The 18,481-nt window shown below is 64.8% G+C and carries 17 protein-coding genes and 1 tRNA gene; 13 read left to right on the top strand and 5 right to left on the bottom strand.

From position 1 onward, the window contains the following. Positions 1-3 precede the first annotated feature (3 nt). The 3 genes from SKC41_RS13340 to SKC41_RS13330 form a co-directional block, all read right to left on the bottom strand. Positions 4-771: a dienelactone hydrolase family protein gene (locus tag SKC41_RS13340; protein WP_330978010.1), complete on the bottom strand. Its 768-nt coding sequence runs from the start codon at positions 769-771 to the stop codon at positions 4-6. 115 nt (positions 772-886) lie between these two features. After that, positions 887-2,470, bottom strand: coding sequence for an esterase-like activity of phytase family protein (locus SKC41_RS13335; RefSeq protein WP_330978009.1), 1,584 nt, complete (start codon positions 2,468-2,470; stop codon positions 887-889). Between the two features lie 63 nt (positions 2,471-2,533). Then, positions 2,534-3,328 carry a hypothetical protein gene (locus SKC41_RS13330; protein ID WP_330978008.1) on the bottom strand — a complete coding sequence of 265 codons (795 nt, stop codon included), beginning with the start codon at positions 3,326-3,328 and terminating at the stop codon, positions 2,534-2,536. 107 nt (positions 3,329-3,435) lie between these two features. Here SKC41_RS13330 and SKC41_RS13325 point away from each other — a divergent pair, with 107 nt between their 5' ends. Further along, positions 3,436-4,656: a class I SAM-dependent methyltransferase gene (locus SKC41_RS13325; RefSeq protein ID WP_330978007.1), complete on the top strand. Its 1,221-nt coding sequence runs from the start codon at positions 3,436-3,438 to the stop codon at positions 4,654-4,656. Positions 4,657-4,785: 129 nt separating this feature from the next. Next, a complete protein-coding gene (locus tag SKC41_RS13320) occupies positions 4,786-5,115 on the top strand; it encodes a DUF732 domain-containing protein (RefSeq protein WP_330978006.1) in 330 nt (109 codons plus the stop codon). A 97-nt stretch (positions 5,116-5,212) separates the two neighbouring features. On the opposite strand, the gene SKC41_RS13315 is transcribed toward SKC41_RS13320, so the two are convergent. Further along, positions 5,213-5,286 (bottom strand) — tRNA-Leu (locus tag SKC41_RS13315). A gap of 362 nt (positions 5,287-5,648) precedes the next feature. Here SKC41_RS13315 and SKC41_RS13310 point away from each other — a divergent pair. From SKC41_RS13310 to SKC41_RS13285, 6 genes are all read left to right on the top strand, one after another. Then, positions 5,649-6,578, top strand: coding sequence for a PE family protein (locus SKC41_RS13310; protein WP_330978005.1), 930 nt, complete (start codon positions 5,649-5,651; stop codon positions 6,576-6,578). Between the two features lie 54 nt (positions 6,579-6,632). After that, entirely contained in the window at positions 6,633-7,796 is a 1,164-nt protein-coding gene (locus SKC41_RS13305; RefSeq protein WP_330978004.1) for a PPE family protein, SVP subgroup, read from the top strand. Between the two features lie 141 nt (positions 7,797-7,937). Continuing rightward, complete coding sequence (locus tag SKC41_RS13300; protein ID WP_090602180.1) at positions 7,938-8,234, top strand: WXG100 family type VII secretion target; 297 nt, start codon at positions 7,938-7,940, stop codon at positions 8,232-8,234. 48 nt (positions 8,235-8,282) lie between these two features. Further along, positions 8,283-8,567 carry a WXG100 family type VII secretion target gene (locus tag SKC41_RS13295; RefSeq protein ID WP_036469090.1) on the top strand — a complete coding sequence of 95 codons (285 nt, stop codon included), beginning with the start codon at positions 8,283-8,285 and terminating at the stop codon, positions 8,565-8,567. A gap of 270 nt (positions 8,568-8,837) precedes the next feature. Beyond that, entirely contained in the window at positions 8,838-9,614 is a 777-nt protein-coding gene (locus SKC41_RS13290) for a response regulator transcription factor (RefSeq protein ID WP_330978003.1), read from the top strand. Then, positions 9,611-11,116, top strand: a complete 1,506-nt coding sequence (locus SKC41_RS13285; protein ID WP_330978002.1) for a sensor histidine kinase — start codon at positions 9,611-9,613, stop codon at positions 11,114-11,116. Before SKC41_RS13290 ends, SKC41_RS13285 begins: the two co-directional genes overlap by 4 nt. 19 nt (positions 11,117-11,135) lie before the next feature. Here the strand turns inward: SKC41_RS13285 and SKC41_RS13280 are convergent, their stop codons facing one another. After that, positions 11,136-11,705 carry a DUF6611 family protein gene (locus SKC41_RS13280; RefSeq protein ID WP_330978001.1) on the bottom strand — a complete coding sequence of 190 codons (570 nt, stop codon included), beginning with the start codon at positions 11,703-11,705 and terminating at the stop codon, positions 11,136-11,138. Between the two features lie 207 nt (positions 11,706-11,912). Here SKC41_RS13280 and SKC41_RS13275 point away from each other — a divergent pair, with 207 nt between their 5' ends. The 5 genes from SKC41_RS13275 (at position 11,913) to SKC41_RS13255 (ending at position 18,469) form a co-directional block, all read left to right on the top strand. Further along, positions 11,913-13,265, top strand: a complete 1,353-nt coding sequence (locus SKC41_RS13275; RefSeq protein ID WP_330978000.1) for a DUF2254 domain-containing protein — start codon at positions 11,913-11,915, stop codon at positions 13,263-13,265. 232 nt (positions 13,266-13,497) lie between these two features. Then, positions 13,498-13,641, top strand: a complete 144-nt coding sequence (locus tag SKC41_RS13270) for a hypothetical protein (RefSeq protein ID WP_175364301.1) — start codon at positions 13,498-13,500, stop codon at positions 13,639-13,641. 85 nt (positions 13,642-13,726) lie between these two features. Then, on the top strand, positions 13,727-15,397 hold the full coding sequence (gene kdpA / locus SKC41_RS13265) for a potassium-transporting ATPase subunit KdpA (protein WP_330977999.1): 1,671 nt from the start codon (positions 13,727-13,729) through the stop codon (positions 15,395-15,397). Continuing rightward, entirely contained in the window at positions 15,397-17,544 is a 2,148-nt protein-coding gene (gene kdpB / locus SKC41_RS13260) for a potassium-transporting ATPase subunit KdpB (RefSeq protein WP_330977998.1), read from the top strand. Before kdpA ends, kdpB begins: the two co-directional genes overlap by 1 nt. Position 17,545: 1 nt before the next feature. Next, positions 17,546-18,469: a potassium-transporting ATPase subunit C gene (locus SKC41_RS13255; RefSeq protein ID WP_330977997.1), complete on the top strand. Its 924-nt coding sequence runs from the start codon at positions 17,546-17,548 to the stop codon at positions 18,467-18,469. Positions 18,470-18,481: the final 12 nt, after the last annotated feature.

Raw genomic sequence — 18,481 nt, 5'->3', positions numbered from 1 at the left:
GACCTAACCTTTCAGATGCGTGGCGAAGAACTCGTCAATGCGGCGCCAGCCGTCGACGGCCGCCTCGGGGCGATACGCGGGCCGGTCGACGGAGAAGAACGAGTGGCCCGCACCCTCGTAAGAGTGGAACTCGTGTGGCTTGCCCAGCTTGGTCAGCTCGGCGTCCAGCGTGGCCACCGCGGCCGGGGCCGGGAACTTGTCGTCGATTCCGAACAGGCCCAGCAGCGGGCAGCCCAGGTTCGGCGCCAGGTGCAGGATCGGTTGCATGGCCTTGGGTATGCCGTCGGGCCGATCCTCGACAACGAAGGCGCCGTAGCAGTCCACGGCCGCGTCCAACTCCAGCGAGCACGCCGCCAGGTAGGCGTGCCGCCCTCCCGAGCAGTGCCCGATCACACCGAACTTCCCGTTCGCGCCGGGCAGCGACCGCAGGTGCTCGATAGCGCCCGCCACATCACCGACCAGCCGCTCGTCGGGCACGCCGCCGGCCGCGCGTACCGTCGCGGCCGCGTCGTCGGGAGCCGCGCCGGGCGCCTCGCGGGAGTACAGATTCGGCGCCACGGTGTGGTAGCCACTGACGGCCAGCCGGCGAACGAACTCCTTGGTTTCCCGGTCGTATCCGGGCATGTGATGGATCCAGACGACGCCGCCGCGTGATCCTTCAGCGAGCGGCTCGGAAACTGGAGAAGCGCGATAGGCCTCGATCTCATCGCCAACGTGGCCCGTGATGGTGATCGTCTCCGCGCGAATGGCATCCGGGCTGACCGAGTTCATCGAGATGCTCCTTGCTGGGCCGCAATCGAGTGCGCAGCGGGTGCGGCTCGTCCTGGTGCCGACGGGGCGGTGCGCCCGCCTGGAAACCAACGTAATCGAAGTCCGGCCAGGGGGCTCAGCCCACCTTGATGGGCACCGTCTCCGCCTCCATCGTGGGCGGCAGCTTCCTCATGTCGATCGTCAGAATCTCGCCGCTGTCCTGGGCGCCATTGGGCGCGATCTTGGGCTTGAGCGCAAACGGGACAGTGGTGGAAGCCAGGCCGTCCAGCCCGAAATCACTGTCGTTGGCAATCATCAACGTCTTTCCGCCGTCGGGCGTGATGATGCCTTCGATCTTGGCGTGTCCGAAGAAGTTTCCGGCGGCCGACAACGAGCGCAGCAGATCGGTGAGATCAAGTTTGAGCTTCTTGCCGGCCACTGAGATCCCGGCGGCGCTGAGTTTGTCGGTGGCCGCCTCGACCCCGGCGATCCCGACAAAGGTTTCGATCGCAACGTTGTTGATCAGCAGCCCGCCGCGGTCGGCCTGATAGGTCGCGCCGGACACCTTCGCCCGGGGGCCGACATCGGTGGCTCCGGAGATGTCGGCCAGGTAGATCTTCTTGTTGCCGTTGGGCTGTGGCTCGCCGTCAAGCTCGTCGACCAGAAACGTGGTGTTGCTGACCGCGGTGATTTCCGAGACCGCGACCTTGGTCTGCTGCGGGTTGGCCAGCGGGTAGAGATACTCGTGTACGTCGCTGTGGTTGGAGAGTCTGATCGTCACGATGCGCGTCATCGGGACCGACGCCGCCGGGCCGACCAGTCCCGGTGTCTGCAAGCCCGACTGCATGATGCCGACCAGCGTGGTGCCGTCGGGGGTCAGCGTCAGGCCCTCCAGGCCCTGGTTCGGGCTGCGCAGCGACAACTCCTTGGGCAGCGTTCCGTCGAACGGCGAAAGACGTTCCAGCTCTTTGCCATTGGCGTCGAAATGGACGATGAACGGGCCGTATTCGTCGGAAACCCAGAACGTACCGTCGGACAACGCGACCAAGCCTTCGCCGTCCAGGCCGTGATCCGAGGGCGGCAACGGCGCGCCGTTGATGTCGACCATCGACTCGCCGGCGGCGGCCTGCGGGTAGGCCAGCCCCACCAAGGGCGCCCCGTCGTGGCCCGACAGCGTGATGATCTTCTCGACCGACGCCACACCGTCGGCGAGCTTGAGCTTGGCGATCTGTGGGTGGAAATCGGGTATCGGAAAGACGATTTCGTTCGGCGTACGCCCGGCAACGTTGGGGCCGCGATCGGTCAGGCCGTAGATCTCGTTGGAGCTACCCGGCACCGGGGCGATTGCCGAACCATGCGCATTGGCCTGGACGGCGACGCCACCGATGGTGGCGAGCGGCGGCAGATTCTCGGCGTAGAGCTTGACGCTGGGCGTGGAGGTGAGGTGGAGCTGGTCGGTGCCGGTGAACCCGGCGTCCGGGGTGTAGATCATCGCGCCGTTGGGGCCGTAGGTGATGGTGCCGTGTTCGGGCTTGGCATACGCGACCGGCGTATCCCCATCGGTGGCGGCCAGCATCTGCTCCGGGGTGATGGTCAGCGCCTTGCCGGCGGGTGTGCTCAAGTCCGGCTTAGCGCCCGACCCGGAATGGCCTGACGAGCAGGCCGCCACCACGACGAGCACGGTGGCGGCAGCGACGGGCCAGATCCTCTTGAATGCCATGCAATCGACCTAACAAGTGGAAGTTGTCTCGCTGATGAATGTCACGCGAGCAGACGTCGCGCCCTACCCCTTCTTATCGCGCACTTTGTAGGACGACGGCCACGACTTGCGCGACTCGTCGCCGGTCAGCGGAGTTCCCATCCCCCCGACCTTCACGTTGTATGCCTCCTTGCCCGGGCCGACCTCGCGATTCGCGTGTTCCTGGGCGAGGTAATACAGCTCATCGATGGTCGCTTCGTCGTACGCGACGAACGAGGTTTGCCGGGCGAGGTCCTCGACCCCGACCAGCATCCGCTCCGGGACGTACCGTGACGCGAGCGCTGCGACACCCAGCAACGAATACGGGATGACCCAGTAGCAGATGAACAGCAGCGGGGTCTTGGTGTCCAGGATCGTGGCCGCTTGCCCCCCGAACTCCTCGAGCACCGGCGGGATCGCGGATGACACCGTCATACCGGCGAACGCGGCGATCCAGATCCAGGACAAGACATCGGTGATCCGGTCAAACAACTCGGTCTTGACCACGTCAGGGGGTTGCTCGGCGGCGGCGAACTCGCGCACGAACGACTTGCCGACCAGCTGCCCGATCAGGGCCACCAGGAAGATCCCGCCGCTACTGAGTGGCTGTATCCATCGATGCATGAACGTCTCGCTGAGCGTGAACGTCAGAACCGTCAGGACGGCGAACGTGGCTACCGCGCCGATCTCCAGGGTGCCGCTCGACTTACCGAGTGCGCGCCCGATCGCGAACGCGGCGATCGCGATCACCAGCGCGACCACCACCGCGGTCTTGAAAGGGACGTTGCCGACCAAAACCCAGTAGATAAGCCACGGCGCAAATCCAAAGAGCATGCCCACGGTGGGCCAGTGTATGAGTTGCCCGCTCCTCCACCGGCGAGCACCGCCGCATCGGGGCCGTCAGGCATCCTGCGGCGACCGGGCAAACCCATTACATTGCGTCTTTAGTGAATGACGATCCGCGCAACGACGTGGTCTCCCGGCAATACGATCGGTGGCAGTACCCGCCCCCCATTGACGACCTCGAGGCCTACTCGAAGAACAACTGGGAGTGGTTCGACCCGTTGTGGGCGCACCGGGTGTTGTGGCCGGACCGCGGCTATCGGCCCGACCTGGACATTCTGATCGCGGGGTGCGGAGCGAACCAGGCGTCGGTATTCGCCTTCACCAATCGTGCGGCCACGGTCGTGGCGATCGACGTCAGCCAATCGGCGCTGGATCATCAGCGGTACCTCGCGGACAAGCACGGCCTGGACAACCTGGAATTGCACCTGTTGCCGATCGAAGAGGTGTCGACGCTGGGCCGCGACTTCGACCTGATCGTGTCCACCGGCGTTCTGCATCACATGGCCGATCCGCTGACCGGCATGACGGCGCTGGCGGGTTGCCTGCGACGCGAGGGCGCGATGGGGGTCATGCTCTACGCCAAATACGGACGGACCGGGGTCGAACTGCTGGAGTCGGTCTTTCGCGACTTGGGCCTTTCCCAGGACGACGCATCGGTTCAGGCGGTCAAGGACATCATCGCGACGCTGCCCGCGGACCATCCCGTCCGGAGTTACCTGGCGGTGGCCCGCGATCTGCAGACCGACGGCGCGCTCGTCGATACGTTCCTGCACGGTCGCCAGCGCAGCTACACCGTCGACGAGTGTCGTGACCTGGTCGCCTCGGCCGGGCTCACCTTTCAGGGGTGGTTCCACAAGTCGCCGTACTATCCACACGAAATGTTTACTCCGGCAAGCAAATTCGTGGAGTACCTGACGAAATTGCCCGAAACGGAACTGTGGTCGGTAATGGAGCGGCTGCAGACGGCGAACGCGACACATTTCTTCATGGCGTGTCGTCCGGACCGTCCGAAAGAGCACTACACGATCGACTTCACGACGGATGCGGCTCTGGACTACGTGCCGATGTCGCGTACCGCGTGCCTGCTGTCGGAAGCCGACCTGCTCGGCCCCGGCTATCGGCTGCGGCTCGGCCCGGCTCAGCTGCCCTTCGCACAACTCGTCGACGGCCGCCGCAGCATCCGGGAGATCGCCGCCGCAGTTGCGCGGCGCGGTGGCGGCAGCATCGGCGACGCGGCGGACTTCGCGCTCAAGCTTTTTCAGGAGCTGTGGCGTCTGGACTTCCTGTCGATGGCCATCCATCCGAGCGAGCATGGAGCGTAATAAGTTGCGCGCGGCCGTATCTCGCACCCAGGGTTAGGAGCGAAAGCCGCGAAACCCGTTGTCGAGACATAATGTCAGGACGAAGTTAGGATTCTGGTCCTGCACGGTTCACATCAAGGGGGTCGACGAATGAAGAACACGGCATGGTTGGCGGGCCCAATCGCCGCCGTGGCGACCGGCCTTGTCGCCATCGCCGCTGCCCCGATCGCGAGCGCCGACGGGGCGGATGACACCTACCTGCGCACGCTGCAGCAGCGTGGGCTCTCCTGGCCCGGCGGCCAGGACCCGATGATGATCAACGCCGGCCACGCGGTGTGTCAGGACTTTGACGCCGGGGACACGATGGCCCAGACCGTCGATGACGTGAAGAAAGCGCTGGGAGTGAGCAACATGGGTGCCGGCAGCATCGTCGGTGCGGCGGTTGCGGCTTACTGCCCGGAGAACCGCAGCAAAATGTAGAGCTGACCTCGGGATCGGGCGCGCGGTAATTGCCGCCGGCCGCCCGCCGATGTCATTCGTAGTGCAGGGTTACCCCCGATGGGCACCCCTTTTGACGTGCCCCCAGTCGGACTCGAACCGACACTGGGCGGATTTTAAGTCCGCTGCCTCTGCCAATTGGGCTATGGGGGCCCCGGCGGCGAATCTAGCGCGCGCGACCCGATTGCGGGACACCGCGTCTCCCCCGAATTTGGCCGAATTCAGCACGTGCGTCCCGGCCCTGCCTCGCGTAAGATCCGCGCGCCGCGCGACTTCCAGCTACTCGGCACCCGGCCACAGATGACACGGCTATGTCAGCCGGCAGGACCTTGTTAAAACTGCTTGCGTCAGCGTTAAAACGCCGTAAACGCCCGTCACCCGCGCCCTTTCGGTCGCGAACTTGGTGACTGGGGGAAATAGCCTTACGCCAGTACACAGGGGCTTGTACACCACCACTCAGGGTTGACCCAGTGCTTTTTGGGTCGACATGGTTTCGAACACTAGAGGAGCAATGGATGTCATTCCTGACAACAGTGACTGAAGAGTTGCTTGCCGCGCAGGGGCAGCTGGAAGCGATCAACGCCAACCTGGCGGCGCAGAATGTCGGCGCCGCGGCCGCGACCACGGTTGTTGCTCCGGCCGGCGCCGATGCGGTGTCGCTGCAGCAGGCGGCGATCTTCTCCGCGTTCGGCACCACGTACCAGACGACCGCCACCGACGCTCAGACCCAGCTGGAGACGTATACGACCAACCTGGGCACCAGCTCCGGCAGCTACAGCGACACCGAGGCCAGCAACGCGGCATCGGCCCTCCTTCAGTCGGCCGACCCGTCGCAATTGAGCCTGCTCGCGGATCCGGTTTCGCAGGTTCAGGCGGCCGGTCCCGGCAGCACCGGCCTCGACATTCTGCAGTACCTCCTGGGTGGCACCGGTAACTTCACCAACTCAGCGATGCTCGGCGGCATGTTCGGCCTGTCCAGCAACGGTGCCAACATCTTGAACATCGGTGCCGGCAACTGGGCCTCGGCCGCATCGAACCTCGTCGGTATGGCCGGTGGTGGTCTGCTTCCCGCCGGTAGCGACACGATCGGCGACGCCGCCGCGGCGGCGGGCGCCGCGGACCTCGCCGCCTCGACCTCCCCGATGCCAGCAGGCATGGGTGGTGGCGCGATGCCGGTAGTCGCCGGCATCGGCCAGGGCACCCTGGTCGGCAACCTGGCGGTGCCGCCGAGTTGGGTCGGCGGTCAGGTCACTCCCGTGGTCGGCACCACCGCCACACCACTGCACACCGTGGGCTGGACCTCCGCCGCGCCAGCGGCCGGCACGGGCACGCCGATCGCCGGCATGCCCGGCATGGTCACCGGCGCGGGACGCGCCTCCAGCGGCTTCGGTGCGCCGCGCTACGGCGTCAAGCCGATCGTCATGCCGAAATCGACTGCCGTCTAGCAGCTTTCACGGTTAACCACCTAGCGAATTCTTCGAACAGGAGCGGATACAAAAATGGTTATGGACTTTGCAGCACTACCCCCGGAGATCACCTCGACGCTCGTGTGGAGCGGCCCGGGCTCGGCGCCGCTGATGGCCGCCGCAACCGCGTACGCCAACCTGGCCGCCGAGGTGGGGACCACGGCAACCTCGTGGGAGTCGATCATCTCGCTGCTGACCACCGAGGCGTGGACGGGTGGCGGGTCGGCAGCGGCAGCGACCGCGGCGCAGCCGATCGTGACCTACCTGACCGACACGGCGACGGCGCTCGAGCAGGCGAGCTCCGCTGCGGCATCGTCGGCGGCGGCTTTCGAGGCCGCTCACGCGGGGGTGGTCAACCCGGCGCTGGTCTTCACCAACCGCGCGGAATTCACCGCCGCACTCGCCGGGCTCCCCTTCACCCTTCCGCAGGTGACGGAATTGGAGATGGAGTACTCGGAGATGTGGGTCCAAGACGCCACCGCGATGAGCGCGTACCAGGCAGCCAGTGACGCGGCCGCCGGGATGCTGCAGCCGGTGACACCGCTGGCCTCCACCGTCGACCCGGGCGTGCAAGCCGCCGACGCCCCGGTCCAGGCGGCGGCTGCGGCGCCCCAGGCGCTGGCCGCACTCGATTTGAGCTCGCTGACCCAGGCGCTGCAACTCCCGTTTACCAGCAACAACCTGCTGCAGTCGATCGACGGCTTCCTCGGCACGCCTTCTGTGCTGAACGCCATCAACGGCGCGGTCAACACCGCGGCCTGGTTCACCATGATCACCATCCCGACCGCGGTGTCGCTGGGCCACGTGCTGGCCGGCGCCGCGGTGCCGGCGGCCGCGGTCAGCGACGTGGTGCCGGCCGGTGCGGGCGGCGTCATCGAGGGCTCCGTGGTCAGCTCGGTGACACCGGCGGGTGGCTTGGGCAGCGCAGCGTCGGCGAGCCTCGGCGGGGCGCAGACCGTCAGCCGTCTCTCGGTGCCGGCCAGTTGGGCCGCAAACGCTGCCCCGGCGACGGAGTTGGCCGCCGCGACCGCCCCGATCGAGGGTTCGGGCTGGACGGCCGCCACCGAGGAAGCTTCGGTCATGGGCGCGCCCGGAATGCCCGGCATGGTGGCCGGGGCCAAGGGCGCCGGCGCCTTCGGCTCGGGTCCGCGGTACGGCTTCAAGCCGATCGTCATGCCCAAGCAGGTTGTCGTGTGACGGCCAAAATCAGGGGTCACATGTAACTCGCTCGAGGCTGGCAGTTAACCGCTACGCCGTAATCTATCCGCTGCGCGGCTACCACCGCGCCAAGACTTCCACCTACCGAAGGCATCACCCGAAAAAAAGGAGAAAGGCAACATGGCAACACGTTTTATGACCGACCCGCACGCGATGCGTGCGATGGCGGGCCGTTTTGAGATGCACGCGCAGACGGTGTCGGATGAGGCGCGCAAGATGTGGGCGTCGTCGATGAACATCGCCGGTGCGGGCTGGAGCGGTCAGGCCCAGGCCACGTCGTACGACACGATGGGTCAGATGAACCAGGCGTTCAACAACATTGTCAACATGCTCCACGGTGTGCGTGACGGACTGATCCGCGACGCTAACAACTACGAGACGCAAGAGCAGGCCTCGCAGCAGGCCCTCGGCCACTAGCCGCGAAAACCACTGGATCCCAAAACTTTTCATTCAGGAGGATAGACAATGTCGATCAATTACCAGTTCGGAGACGTGGACGCGCACGGTGCGTTGATCCGCGCGCAGGCCGCTTCGTTGGAGGCCGAGCACCAGGCCATCGTTCGCGATGTGCTGGCGGCCGGTGACTTCTGGGGTGGCGCCGGTTCGGTGGCGTGCCAGGAGTTCATCACCCAGTTGGGTCGCAACTTCCAGGTGATCTACGAGCAGGCCAACCAGCACGGGCAGAAGGTGCAGACCGCGGGCAACAACATGGCCAGCACCGACAGCGCCGTCGGGTCCAGCTGGGCCTGACACCCTTCGCTTCACCCGGGGCCGCACACCAATCGGTGTGCGGCCCCGGTGCATGTGCGGCACCCTCTTCGAAGGACTGACCCCAGCGCCCCGCTCCGTGTGCTTTGCCACCGGGTTAGACGGCCCGTGTGATCGCGTCAACGAAATTCGTTGGGGCACAGCGTCGTCTGACGCGACGTCCGCGCCGCACTCGATTCGGGACTTCGTAAGATTTGAGAAGTCTATGAACTCCGTGACAAGCGCTTATGCGCTTTGCGAGAATTCAAGGACATGACCGCCGTAACGTCCGGGTACACGGGTAGCCAGCGCCCGCGTCAAGCCATCCTTGGACAGCTGCCGAGGATCTATCGTGCTGACGGTTCACCGATCCGGGTTTTGCTGGTGGACGACGAGCCGGCACTCACCAACCTCGTCAAGATGGCCCTGCACTACGAGGGCTGGGTGGTGGAGATCGCCCACAACGGACGTGAAGCACTGGCCAAGTTCGACCGGGTGACGCCGGATGTGCTCGTCCTCGACATCATGCTTCCGGACATGGATGGCCTGCGCATTCTGCAGCGGATCCGCGAATCCGACGTCTACACCCCCACGCTGTTCTTGACCGCGCGCGATTCGGTCATGGACCGGGTTACCGGCCTCACCGCGGGCGCCGACGACTACATGACCAAGCCGTTCAGCCTCGAGGAACTGGTCGCACGTCTACGCGGGTTGCTGCGCCGGTCGAGCCAGCTGTCCCCGCCGGCCGCCGAAGCGCTCAAGGTCGGCGATCTTCGGCTGGACACCGCCAGCCGCGAAGTCACCCGCGACGGCACGCCGATATCGCTGTCGTCGACCGAGTTCGAATTGCTGCGCTTCCTGATGCGCAATCCGCGCCGCGCGCTGAGCCGCACCGAAATCCTGGACCGCGTCTGGAACTACGACTTCGCGGGGCGCACCAGCATCGTCGACCTCTACATCTCGTATCTGCGAAAGAAGATCGACTCCGGCCGCGAGCCGATGATCCACACCGTGCGAGGTGTTGGATACATGCTGCGACCCCTGGAATGACGGGCCAGCGCAATACCCCTTTCTGGTTGCCCCGGTCGCTGCGCCGCCAATTACTGATAGGTGTATTAGCCGTTGTCACAGTGGTTTTGGTGTCTGTCGGCGTGGTCTCGGTGCTCAGCCTGCGCGGCTACGTCACCGCGATCAGCGACGCCGACGTCGCCGAGTCGCTCGATGCGCTGAGCAACTCCTACACCCGATACCGAAACGGCGAGCACACCTCGGCGCACCGCCGCACTCCGCCGGTGGACCAGGCGATGCTGGAATTCACCGGACAAACACCGGGCAACCTGATCGCCGTGGTGCACAACGGCACCGTGATCGGCTCGGCGGTGTTTTCCGAGGATGAGCCAAAACCCGCCCCGCCCGACGTGATTCACGCGATCGAATCGCTGTCCTGGACCGACTCGCCGCCCAGGACCGTACGGCTCGGCAGCCTGGGCGCCTACCGCGTCGATAGCCGGCGCGAGGGATCCGATCTGCTGATCGTTGGGATGTCGGTGAAGCTGGCCGACCAGATCATGGCCCGCAAATACATCACCACCAGCCTGCTGATCGCGGCCGCCCTGGTGATCACCGCCGGGCTCACCATCTGGGTGGTCGGCTACACACTTCGTCCGCTGCGCCGGGTCGCGGCGACCGCCGCGGAAGTCGCCGCAATGCCGCTCACCGGCGACGACCACCGGATCAGCGTGCGGGTCCGACAGGAAGACACCGATCCCGACAACGAGGTCGGCATCGTCGGGCACACACTGAACCGGTTGCTGGACAACGTGGATAGCGCGCTGGCGCATCGCGTCGACTCCGACCTGCGGATGCGGCAATTCCTCACCGACGCCAGCCACGAGCTGAGAACGCCGCTGGCGGCGATTCAGGGCTACGCGGAGCTGACCCGCCAGGACAGTTCGGCGCTACCGCCGACCACCGAGTACGCGCTGGCGCGCATCGAGTCCGAGGCACAGCGGATGTCCCTGCTCGTCGAGGAGCTGCTGCTGCTCTCACGCCTGGGCGAGGGTGAGGACCTGCAGAGCGAAGACGTGGACCTTGCCGAACTGGTCGTCAACGCGGTGAACGACGCCGCGGTCGCGGCGCCGACGCACACCTGGCTCAAAGACCTGCCCGAGGGCCCGGTCTGGGTGCGCGGCGACCATGCCCGGCTGCATCAAGCCGTCAGCAATCTGCACAGCAACGCCCGCCTGCACACGCCGCCCGGCGTCACGGTCACCACCGCAATCACCTGCCACCGCGGCGATTCCGGCGCACCCCATGCCGAGCTCACCGTTGCCGATAACGGTCCCGGCATCGACGCGGATCTGCTCCCCCGGCTCTTCGAGCGATTCGTCCGCGCGAACACCTCCCGATCCGACGGGTCGGGCATCGGACTGGGCCTGGCCATCGTGAGTTCGATCGTTAAAGCCCATCACGGCTCGGTCAGTGCCGAATCCGCCCACGGCCGAACGGTCTTCCGGGTGCGGCTGCCGATGATCGACGGTCCGAGCGCTTAGCCCGCGGCGGGATCGCACCTCAGACTTGGATCGCTGCGAGACGCTCGTAGGCTTCCCGCCAAATCCCCTCATGCTCGCCCGACGAGATCGCACCCGCCTTGAGCAACCGGTCGGCGCGGGTCAACATGGTCGCCAAGCTCAGACCTTCGACGTACCTACCTAGTTCGCCATCGTCGGCGGCTTGGGGCATCAGGGCGATCGACACAGACCTGACCTGCACGCGAGTGGGCCCGGCCGTCAGGAAAAGCAGAGCGCCGATGGTTATGTAGCAGGCGACGGCGAACGCCAGCACGGTGTCGGGCGAGGCCGCCACCTCGCCGAGCACCACCATCGCGATCAACCCGAGGGCAGCGCCACTTATCGGCCATCCCCGCCATAGCCGCGCCAATTGCCGATCGGCGACGCTGCTTCCGGGCGGATAGACGACCAACTGAAAGCGTTGCACCCCATATCGTCCGACCGTGGCGACAAATGATCCCCACGGGTGGGCGCCGTCAAGCAGTTGCGACCACCGTCCCCGCGCCGAAGGTTGCACGCGGGTCGGCGGGGCCATGGCGGGTTGAGCGACTCGGTCGCGCGTGTCGTGCATGAAGCCAGATTTACGCCTTCGACCCAAAGCCCGCTTTGGTCCAAACAGCATCCATACGACGGCTGTCCAAACCTTTACGGAACTTTTTCAACCGGTGAACCCGGCCCGCACTGCCCACGGGAACTTGCGCTTATCGGGGCTGGTCAGTTAGATAACCGCCGTGATAGAACGCTTTGGTGCGCGTTCGCCAGCGGCTGTGCTGATGTGATGCTGAGCCCCCGTCTGGTATGGCCGGAGTGGCGTCGAGAAGAACTGCGCACCAATTTGTGGTTGGTTCCGGCGATCGTGATTCTCGGGGCGCTCGGTCTTTTCGCCCTGACGCTGTGGTTGGACCGGGCCACGTATCAGGGTGAAATCCGGCCGCCGGGATGGGTGATCAGCGGCACCGCCGACGCAGCGCGTCAGATATTGACCTCTATTGCGGCCTCGGTGATCACCGTCGTCGGCATCGTTTTTTCAATCACCATCGTGACCTTGACGCTCGCGTCGACGCAGTTCGGTCCGCGGATGTTACGAAACTTCATCCGCGACCGCGGCACCCAGCTCACGCTGGGCGCATTCGTGGCGACGTTCGTGTATTGCATTGTGACGCTGGTGTCGATCGGACCCGGAGATCACGGCGACTTCGTGCCCCACATCTCGATTACGACTGCTTTCGGCCTGGTTCTCATCGATGTCATGGTCCTGATCTACTTCATTCACCACATCGCCACCCAAATCCAGCTGCCCCAGGTGATTGCCGGCATCGCCAGAGATCTGGCCCGAGCCGTGGCGGTACAGAGTGAAGACCAACCGGAATTCGCGACCCGAGACCCTGCGCTAGGTCCTACGCTCGACGAGCTACTCACCAGAATTGAAACCGCCGGCACCGTCATACCCACTCCCAAAAGCGGTTACCTGCAATTCATCCGGCATCAGACGCTGGTCCGCGTCGCCGCCCAGGCCGACGCGGTGATCCGGCTGCCTTATCGCCCGGGGCACTTTTTGGTCGAAGGCCGCGAGCTGGCCAGCGTGTGGCCCGAGACCGCCGCCGAGCGGGTGGCCGACTACCTGGCGCGGGCTCAGGCAACCGGACCGCATCGCACCCTGACACAGGATGTCGCCTTCGGCGTCGACCAGCTCGTCGAAATCGCGATTCGAGCACTATCTCCGGCCGTCAACGACACCTTCACCGCACTCACATGCATCGACTGGCTCGGCGACTGCCTGTGCAAAATTGCCCCGATATGGGCGCCAACTCAAGTTCATCGCGACCGCCGCGGAGTCATTCGTGTCATCTCCGATCAAGTCAGCTACGAGCGGCTGGTGCAACGATCGTTCGAGAAGATCCGGCAGGCCGGCCGCGGCATGCCGGCGGTGATGGTCCGTCAGCTCGATGCGTTAACGACGATCATGGAGCAAACGACCGACCCGCAGCGCGCCCAAGTCCTGACCGATCAGGCGGCCATGATTCAGCGTTCGAACGTGGAATCGGTTTCCGAACAGTCTGACCGCGCTGACGTCGAACGCCGTTACGTCGCGTTGCTCGCCCTTCACGAAAAACTTTGTCGCGACTCGTGATTGGTTACGGTGAACCCGACCGCGCGGTTCGGTATGACGGCTGTCGAGCGGAGAGAGGTTCACCGAGCTCGAGGGGAAGCGATCACACGCCGGAACAGAGCCTCCGGTTCGAACATACTGGCGTAAAGAAACCGCAAAGGTGCACTGCGGCGCCGTTAGGAAAGCATCAACCAAAGGCCCTATCGGACTGGTCCCGATTAACTTCAAGCTGACCTTGCCTCCGAGGACTGCGGTGTGGCTGACTCGATGGGGTCCTTTCGTATGCACGCGTTCGGCGCGGAACGGAGACAAGATGGGCGTGTTGGCATTCGTCGTGCTCACGGTGGCGGTGTTCGCCGTGCTAGGCCTGGTGCAGAAGTTGGTCGAGCGGCTGTGAACTACGAAAACGTCGTCGGTCTAGTACTTTCCATCGTTCTCGCTCTGTTTCTCGGATGCGCCCTGCTGTTCCCGGAGAGGTTCTAGTGAGCACAACGACCGCGGGAATCATCTTTCTCATCGCACTCGTCGCGGCCCTGGTTGCGGTGCATGTGCCGTTGGGCGACTACATGTATCGGGTCTACTCAGCGGAGAAGGACTCCTCCGTCGAGCGGGTGATCTACCGGCTGATCGGCGTCGACTCACGCTCCGAGCAGACCTGGGGCGCCTACGCCCGAAGCGTCTTGGCATTCTCGTCGATCAGCATCCTCTTCTTGTTCGTGTTCCAGCTCGTGCAGGACAAATTGCCTTTGCACCTACATGATCCGGCTACCAAGATGACGCCGGCGCTGGCCTGGAACACCGCCGTCAGCTTCGTCACCAACACCAACTGGCAGGCCTACTCCGGCGAATCAACACAGGGCCATCTGGTGCAAATGGCGGGACTGGCGGTGCAGAACTTCGTCTCGGCCGCCGTGGGCATTGCAGTAGCGGTTGCGCTGGTGCGCGGCTTCGCCCGTAGGCGCACCGGTGATCTGGGAAACTTCTGGGTCGACCTGGTCCGCGGCACGCTGCGCATCCTGCTCCCGATCGCGGTCATCGCGGCGATCGTCTTGATCGCGGGCGGGGCGATCCAGAACTTCCACCTCAACGACCAGGTTGTCAACACACTTGCCGGTACCCCACAGACCATCACCGGCGGTCCGGTCGCCAGCCAGGAAGCCATCAAGGAACTCGGCACCAACGGCGGCGGCTTCTACAACGCGAACTCCTCGCACCCGTTCGAGAACCCCACGGCGTGGACCAACTGGTTCGAGATCTTCCTGCTGCTGGTGATCAGCTTCTCGCTGCCACGCACTTTCGGGCGCATGGTGGGCAGCACGAAACAGGGCTACGCGATCGCCTCGGTCATGGCGTCGCTGTACGCGATCAGCGTGACCTTCATGATGTGGTTTCAGCTGCAGCACCACGGCACGGCGCCGACTTCGATCGGTGCGGCGATGGAAGGCATCGAACAGCGCTTCGGCGTCGCCAATTCGGCGGTGTTCGCGAGCTCCACGACGCTCACGTCAACCGGTGCCGTCGACTCGTTTCACGACTCCTACACCAGCCTCGGCGGGATGATCACGATGTTCGACATGCAGCTCGGCGAGGTCGCCCCCGGTGGCACCGGCTCCGGCCTGTACGGCATGCTGATCCTCGCGGTAATCACCGTCTTCGTCGCCGGGCTGATGGTCGGGCGCACTCCGGAATACCTCGGCAAGAAGATCAACCCGCGCGAAATCAAACTCGCCGCAAGCTATTTCCTGGTCACGCCGCTGATCGTGTTGACCGGCACGGCGATTGCGATGGCGCTGCCGGGCGAGCGGGCCGCAATGCTGAACACCGGCCCGCACGGGCTCTCGGAGGTGTTGTACGCGTTCACCTCTGCGGCGAATAACAACGGCTCGGCATTCGCCGGGATCAGCGTCAACACCGACTGGTGGAACACCGCGCTGGGACTGGCGATGGTCTTTGGCAGGTTCCTGCCGATCGTGCTGGTGCTCGCGCTGGCCGGCTCGCTGGCCAAGCAGGGTATGACGCCGGAATCGGCGGGAACGCTTCCCACCCACCGGCCACAGTTCGTCGGCATGGTCGCCGGCGTCACGTTGATCCTTGTTGCCCTCACTTTCCTGCCCATGCTCGCGCTCGGGCCTCTCGCTGAAGGAATCCATTGATGACCGCGACCGTCGATTCGGCTGCGCCGACGCAGCCCTCGCCCTCGCCCAACAAAAAACGGGTGCAGGGCGGCCTTCTCGACCCGAAGATGTTGTGGAAGTCAACGCCGGATGCGTTGCGCAAACTCGACCCGCGCACGCTGTGGCGCAACCCGGTGATGTTCATCGTCGAAATCGGCGCCGCCTGGAGCACCGTGTTGGCGATCATCAGCCCGACCTGGTTTGCCTGGTTAACCGTGGTCTGGCTATGGCTGACCGTGTTTTTCGCCAATGTCGCGGAAGCGGTGGCCGAAGGACGCGGTAAGGCTCAGGCCGAAACGCTGCGCCGAGCAAAAACCCAGACGATGGCCCGGCGGCTGAAGAATTGGGAAGCCGGCACGCCTGGAGTCGAGGAAGAGATCGCCGCACCGCTGCTGCAACAGGGCGATGTCGTCGTGATCGAGGCCGGCCAAGTCATACCGGGCGACGGCGACGTCGTGGAAGGCATTGCCTCGGTGGACGAATCGGCGATCACCGGTGAGTCGGCGCCCGTGATCCGGGAGTCCGGGGGCGACCGTTCGGCGGTCACCGGTGGCACCACCGTGCTGAGCGACCGGATCGTCGTGAAAATCACCCAAAAGCCTGGGGAAAGCTTCATCGACCGGATGATCGCGCTCGTCGAGGGCGCCAACCGGCAGAAAACCCCCAATGAGATCGCCCTGAACATCCTGCTTGCCGCGTTGACGATCATCTTCGTCTTTGCCGTCGCGACCCTGCAACCGCTCGCGATCTACTCCAAGATGAACAACCCCGGCGTCCCAAATACCGAGGCGCTCAACACAAATGGCGTTACCGGGATCGTGATGGTATCGCTATTGGTTTGTCTGATACCCACGACAATCGGCGCACTTCTGTCCGCCATCGGCATCGCCGGCATGGACCGGCTGGTTCAGCGCAACGTGTTGGCCATGTCCGGCCGCGCGGTGGAAGCTGCGGGCGACGTGAACACCCTGCTGCTCGACAAGACAGGCACCATCACCTTAGGCAATCGCCAAGCAGCTGCCTTCATCCCCCTCGACGGCGTCACCAATGAGCAGCTGGCCGATGCCGCGCAGTTGTCCAGCCTGGCCGACGAAACACCGGAAGGTCGCTCGGTCGTCGTGTTCGCCAAACAGCACTTCGGGCTGCGCGCGCGCACTCCGGGCGAGCTGACCCATGCTCACTGGGTGGAATTCTCAGCGACAACCCGGATGTCGGGTGTCAACCTCGACGGGCACCAATTGCGCAAGGGCGCGGCCAGCTCGGTCTCGGAATGGGTGCGCAATCAAGGCGGCACGGTGTCGCACCAGCTCGGCGAGATCGTTGACGGGATCTCCGCCAGCGGCGGCACCCCCTTAGTCGTCGGTGAGATCCGCGACGGCGAGGCCGCAGTGCTGGGAGTCATCCACCTCAAAGACGTTGTCAAGCAAGGCATGCGGGATCGCTTCGACGAGATGCGGAAGATGGGAATCCGAACGGTGATGATCACCGGCGACAACCCGTTGACCGCCAAGGCGATTGCAGACGAGGCCGGCGTCGACGACTTCCTCGCCGAAGCCACGCCCGAGGACAAACTGGCGCTGATCAAACGCGAACAAGCCGGCGGCAAACTGGTCGCGATGACCGGTGACGGCACCAATGACGCCCCGGCGCTGGCCCAGGCCGACGTGGGCGTGGCGATGAACACCGGCACCTCGGCCGCCAAAGAGGCCGGCAACATGGTCGATCTTGACTCAGACCCAACGAAACTCATTGAGATCGTCGAGATCGGTAAGCAGTTGCTGATCACTCGCGGCGCGTTGACGACGTTCTCAATCGCCAACGACATCGCGAAGTACTTCGCGATCATCCCGGCCATGTTCGTCGCGCTGTTTCCCGGTCTAGATCTGATCAACATCATGCGGCTGCACAGCCCGCAGTCGGCGATCCTGTCCGCGGTGATTTTCAATGCGGTCGTGATCGTGGCGCTGATCCCGCTGTCGCTGCGGGGTGTGCGCTACACGCCAAGCAGCGCGTCAAAGCTGTTGAGCCGCAACCTCTATATCTACGGGCTCGGCGGAATCGTCGCCCCGTTCGTCGGGATCAAGCTGATAGACCTCGTTATCCAATTCGTCCCCGGGATGTCCTGACATGAAGTTTTCAAATTTCGTCCGCGTGCACTGGGCAGCCTTCCGTGCACTGCTGGTGCTGACCGTGATCACCGGCTTGGCTTATCCCCTGTTCATCTGGCTGGTCGCGCAGATCCCCGGATTGCATGACAAGGCAGAGGGATCGATTCTCACCGTGAACGGCAAGCCGATCGGCAGCCGGCTGATCGGTCAGCTGTTCACCGACAAGGACGGCAACGCACTGCCGCAGTACTTCCAGAGCCGACCGTCGGCGGCCGGCACCGGGTACGACCCGACGTCGACGAGCGCGAGCAACCTCGGGCCGGAAAGCATCGTCGACACACCGGCCGACCCAGCGCAATTGGCGGCGGGGAAGTCCGCCTCGGACGCGGGCTTCAAGCCGAGCCTGCTGACACAGGTGTGCACGCGTAGCGCAACCGTGGGCCAGCTGGAGGGTGTGGACGGTTCGCGTCCGTTCTGCACCGGCGGTGGTGTGGGCGCGGTGCTCTCCGTGATCGGCTCCCGCGACGCACGCGGAAACGTCATTCACCCCACCCAAGTAATCAGCGTCAACGAGCCGTGCCAGACGACGCAGACGCCGTTCCTCACCAGCTACCAGGGCGTGCGGGTGCAGTGCGCGAAGTACGGCGAGGACTACTCGCTCGGGCAGATCGTGCCCATCCGTGGGGCCGCACCCGCCAACCCTTCCGTACCCGCCGATGCGGTCACCGCCAGCGGTAGTGGGCTCGACCCAGACATCTCGCCGGCCTACGCCGACATCCAGGTCGCCCGGGTGGCCAGGACTCGCCATGTCAGCCCCGATCAGATCAAATCGATCCTGGCCCAGTACCGCAGCGGCCGCGACCTTGGATTCTTCGGAGAGCCCACGGTGAACGTGTTGCAGCTCAACCTCCAACTCGACCGCAAATATCCGGTATCGAGCTAGCGGCTTAGGGGG

This window comes from Mycobacterium sp. 050128, assembly GCF_036409155.1.
GTDB lineage: Bacteria > Actinomycetota > Actinomycetes > Mycobacteriales > Mycobacteriaceae > Mycobacterium.
Note: the sequence above shows the minus strand (reverse complement) of the source record. Positions and strands in the feature narration are given on the sequence as shown.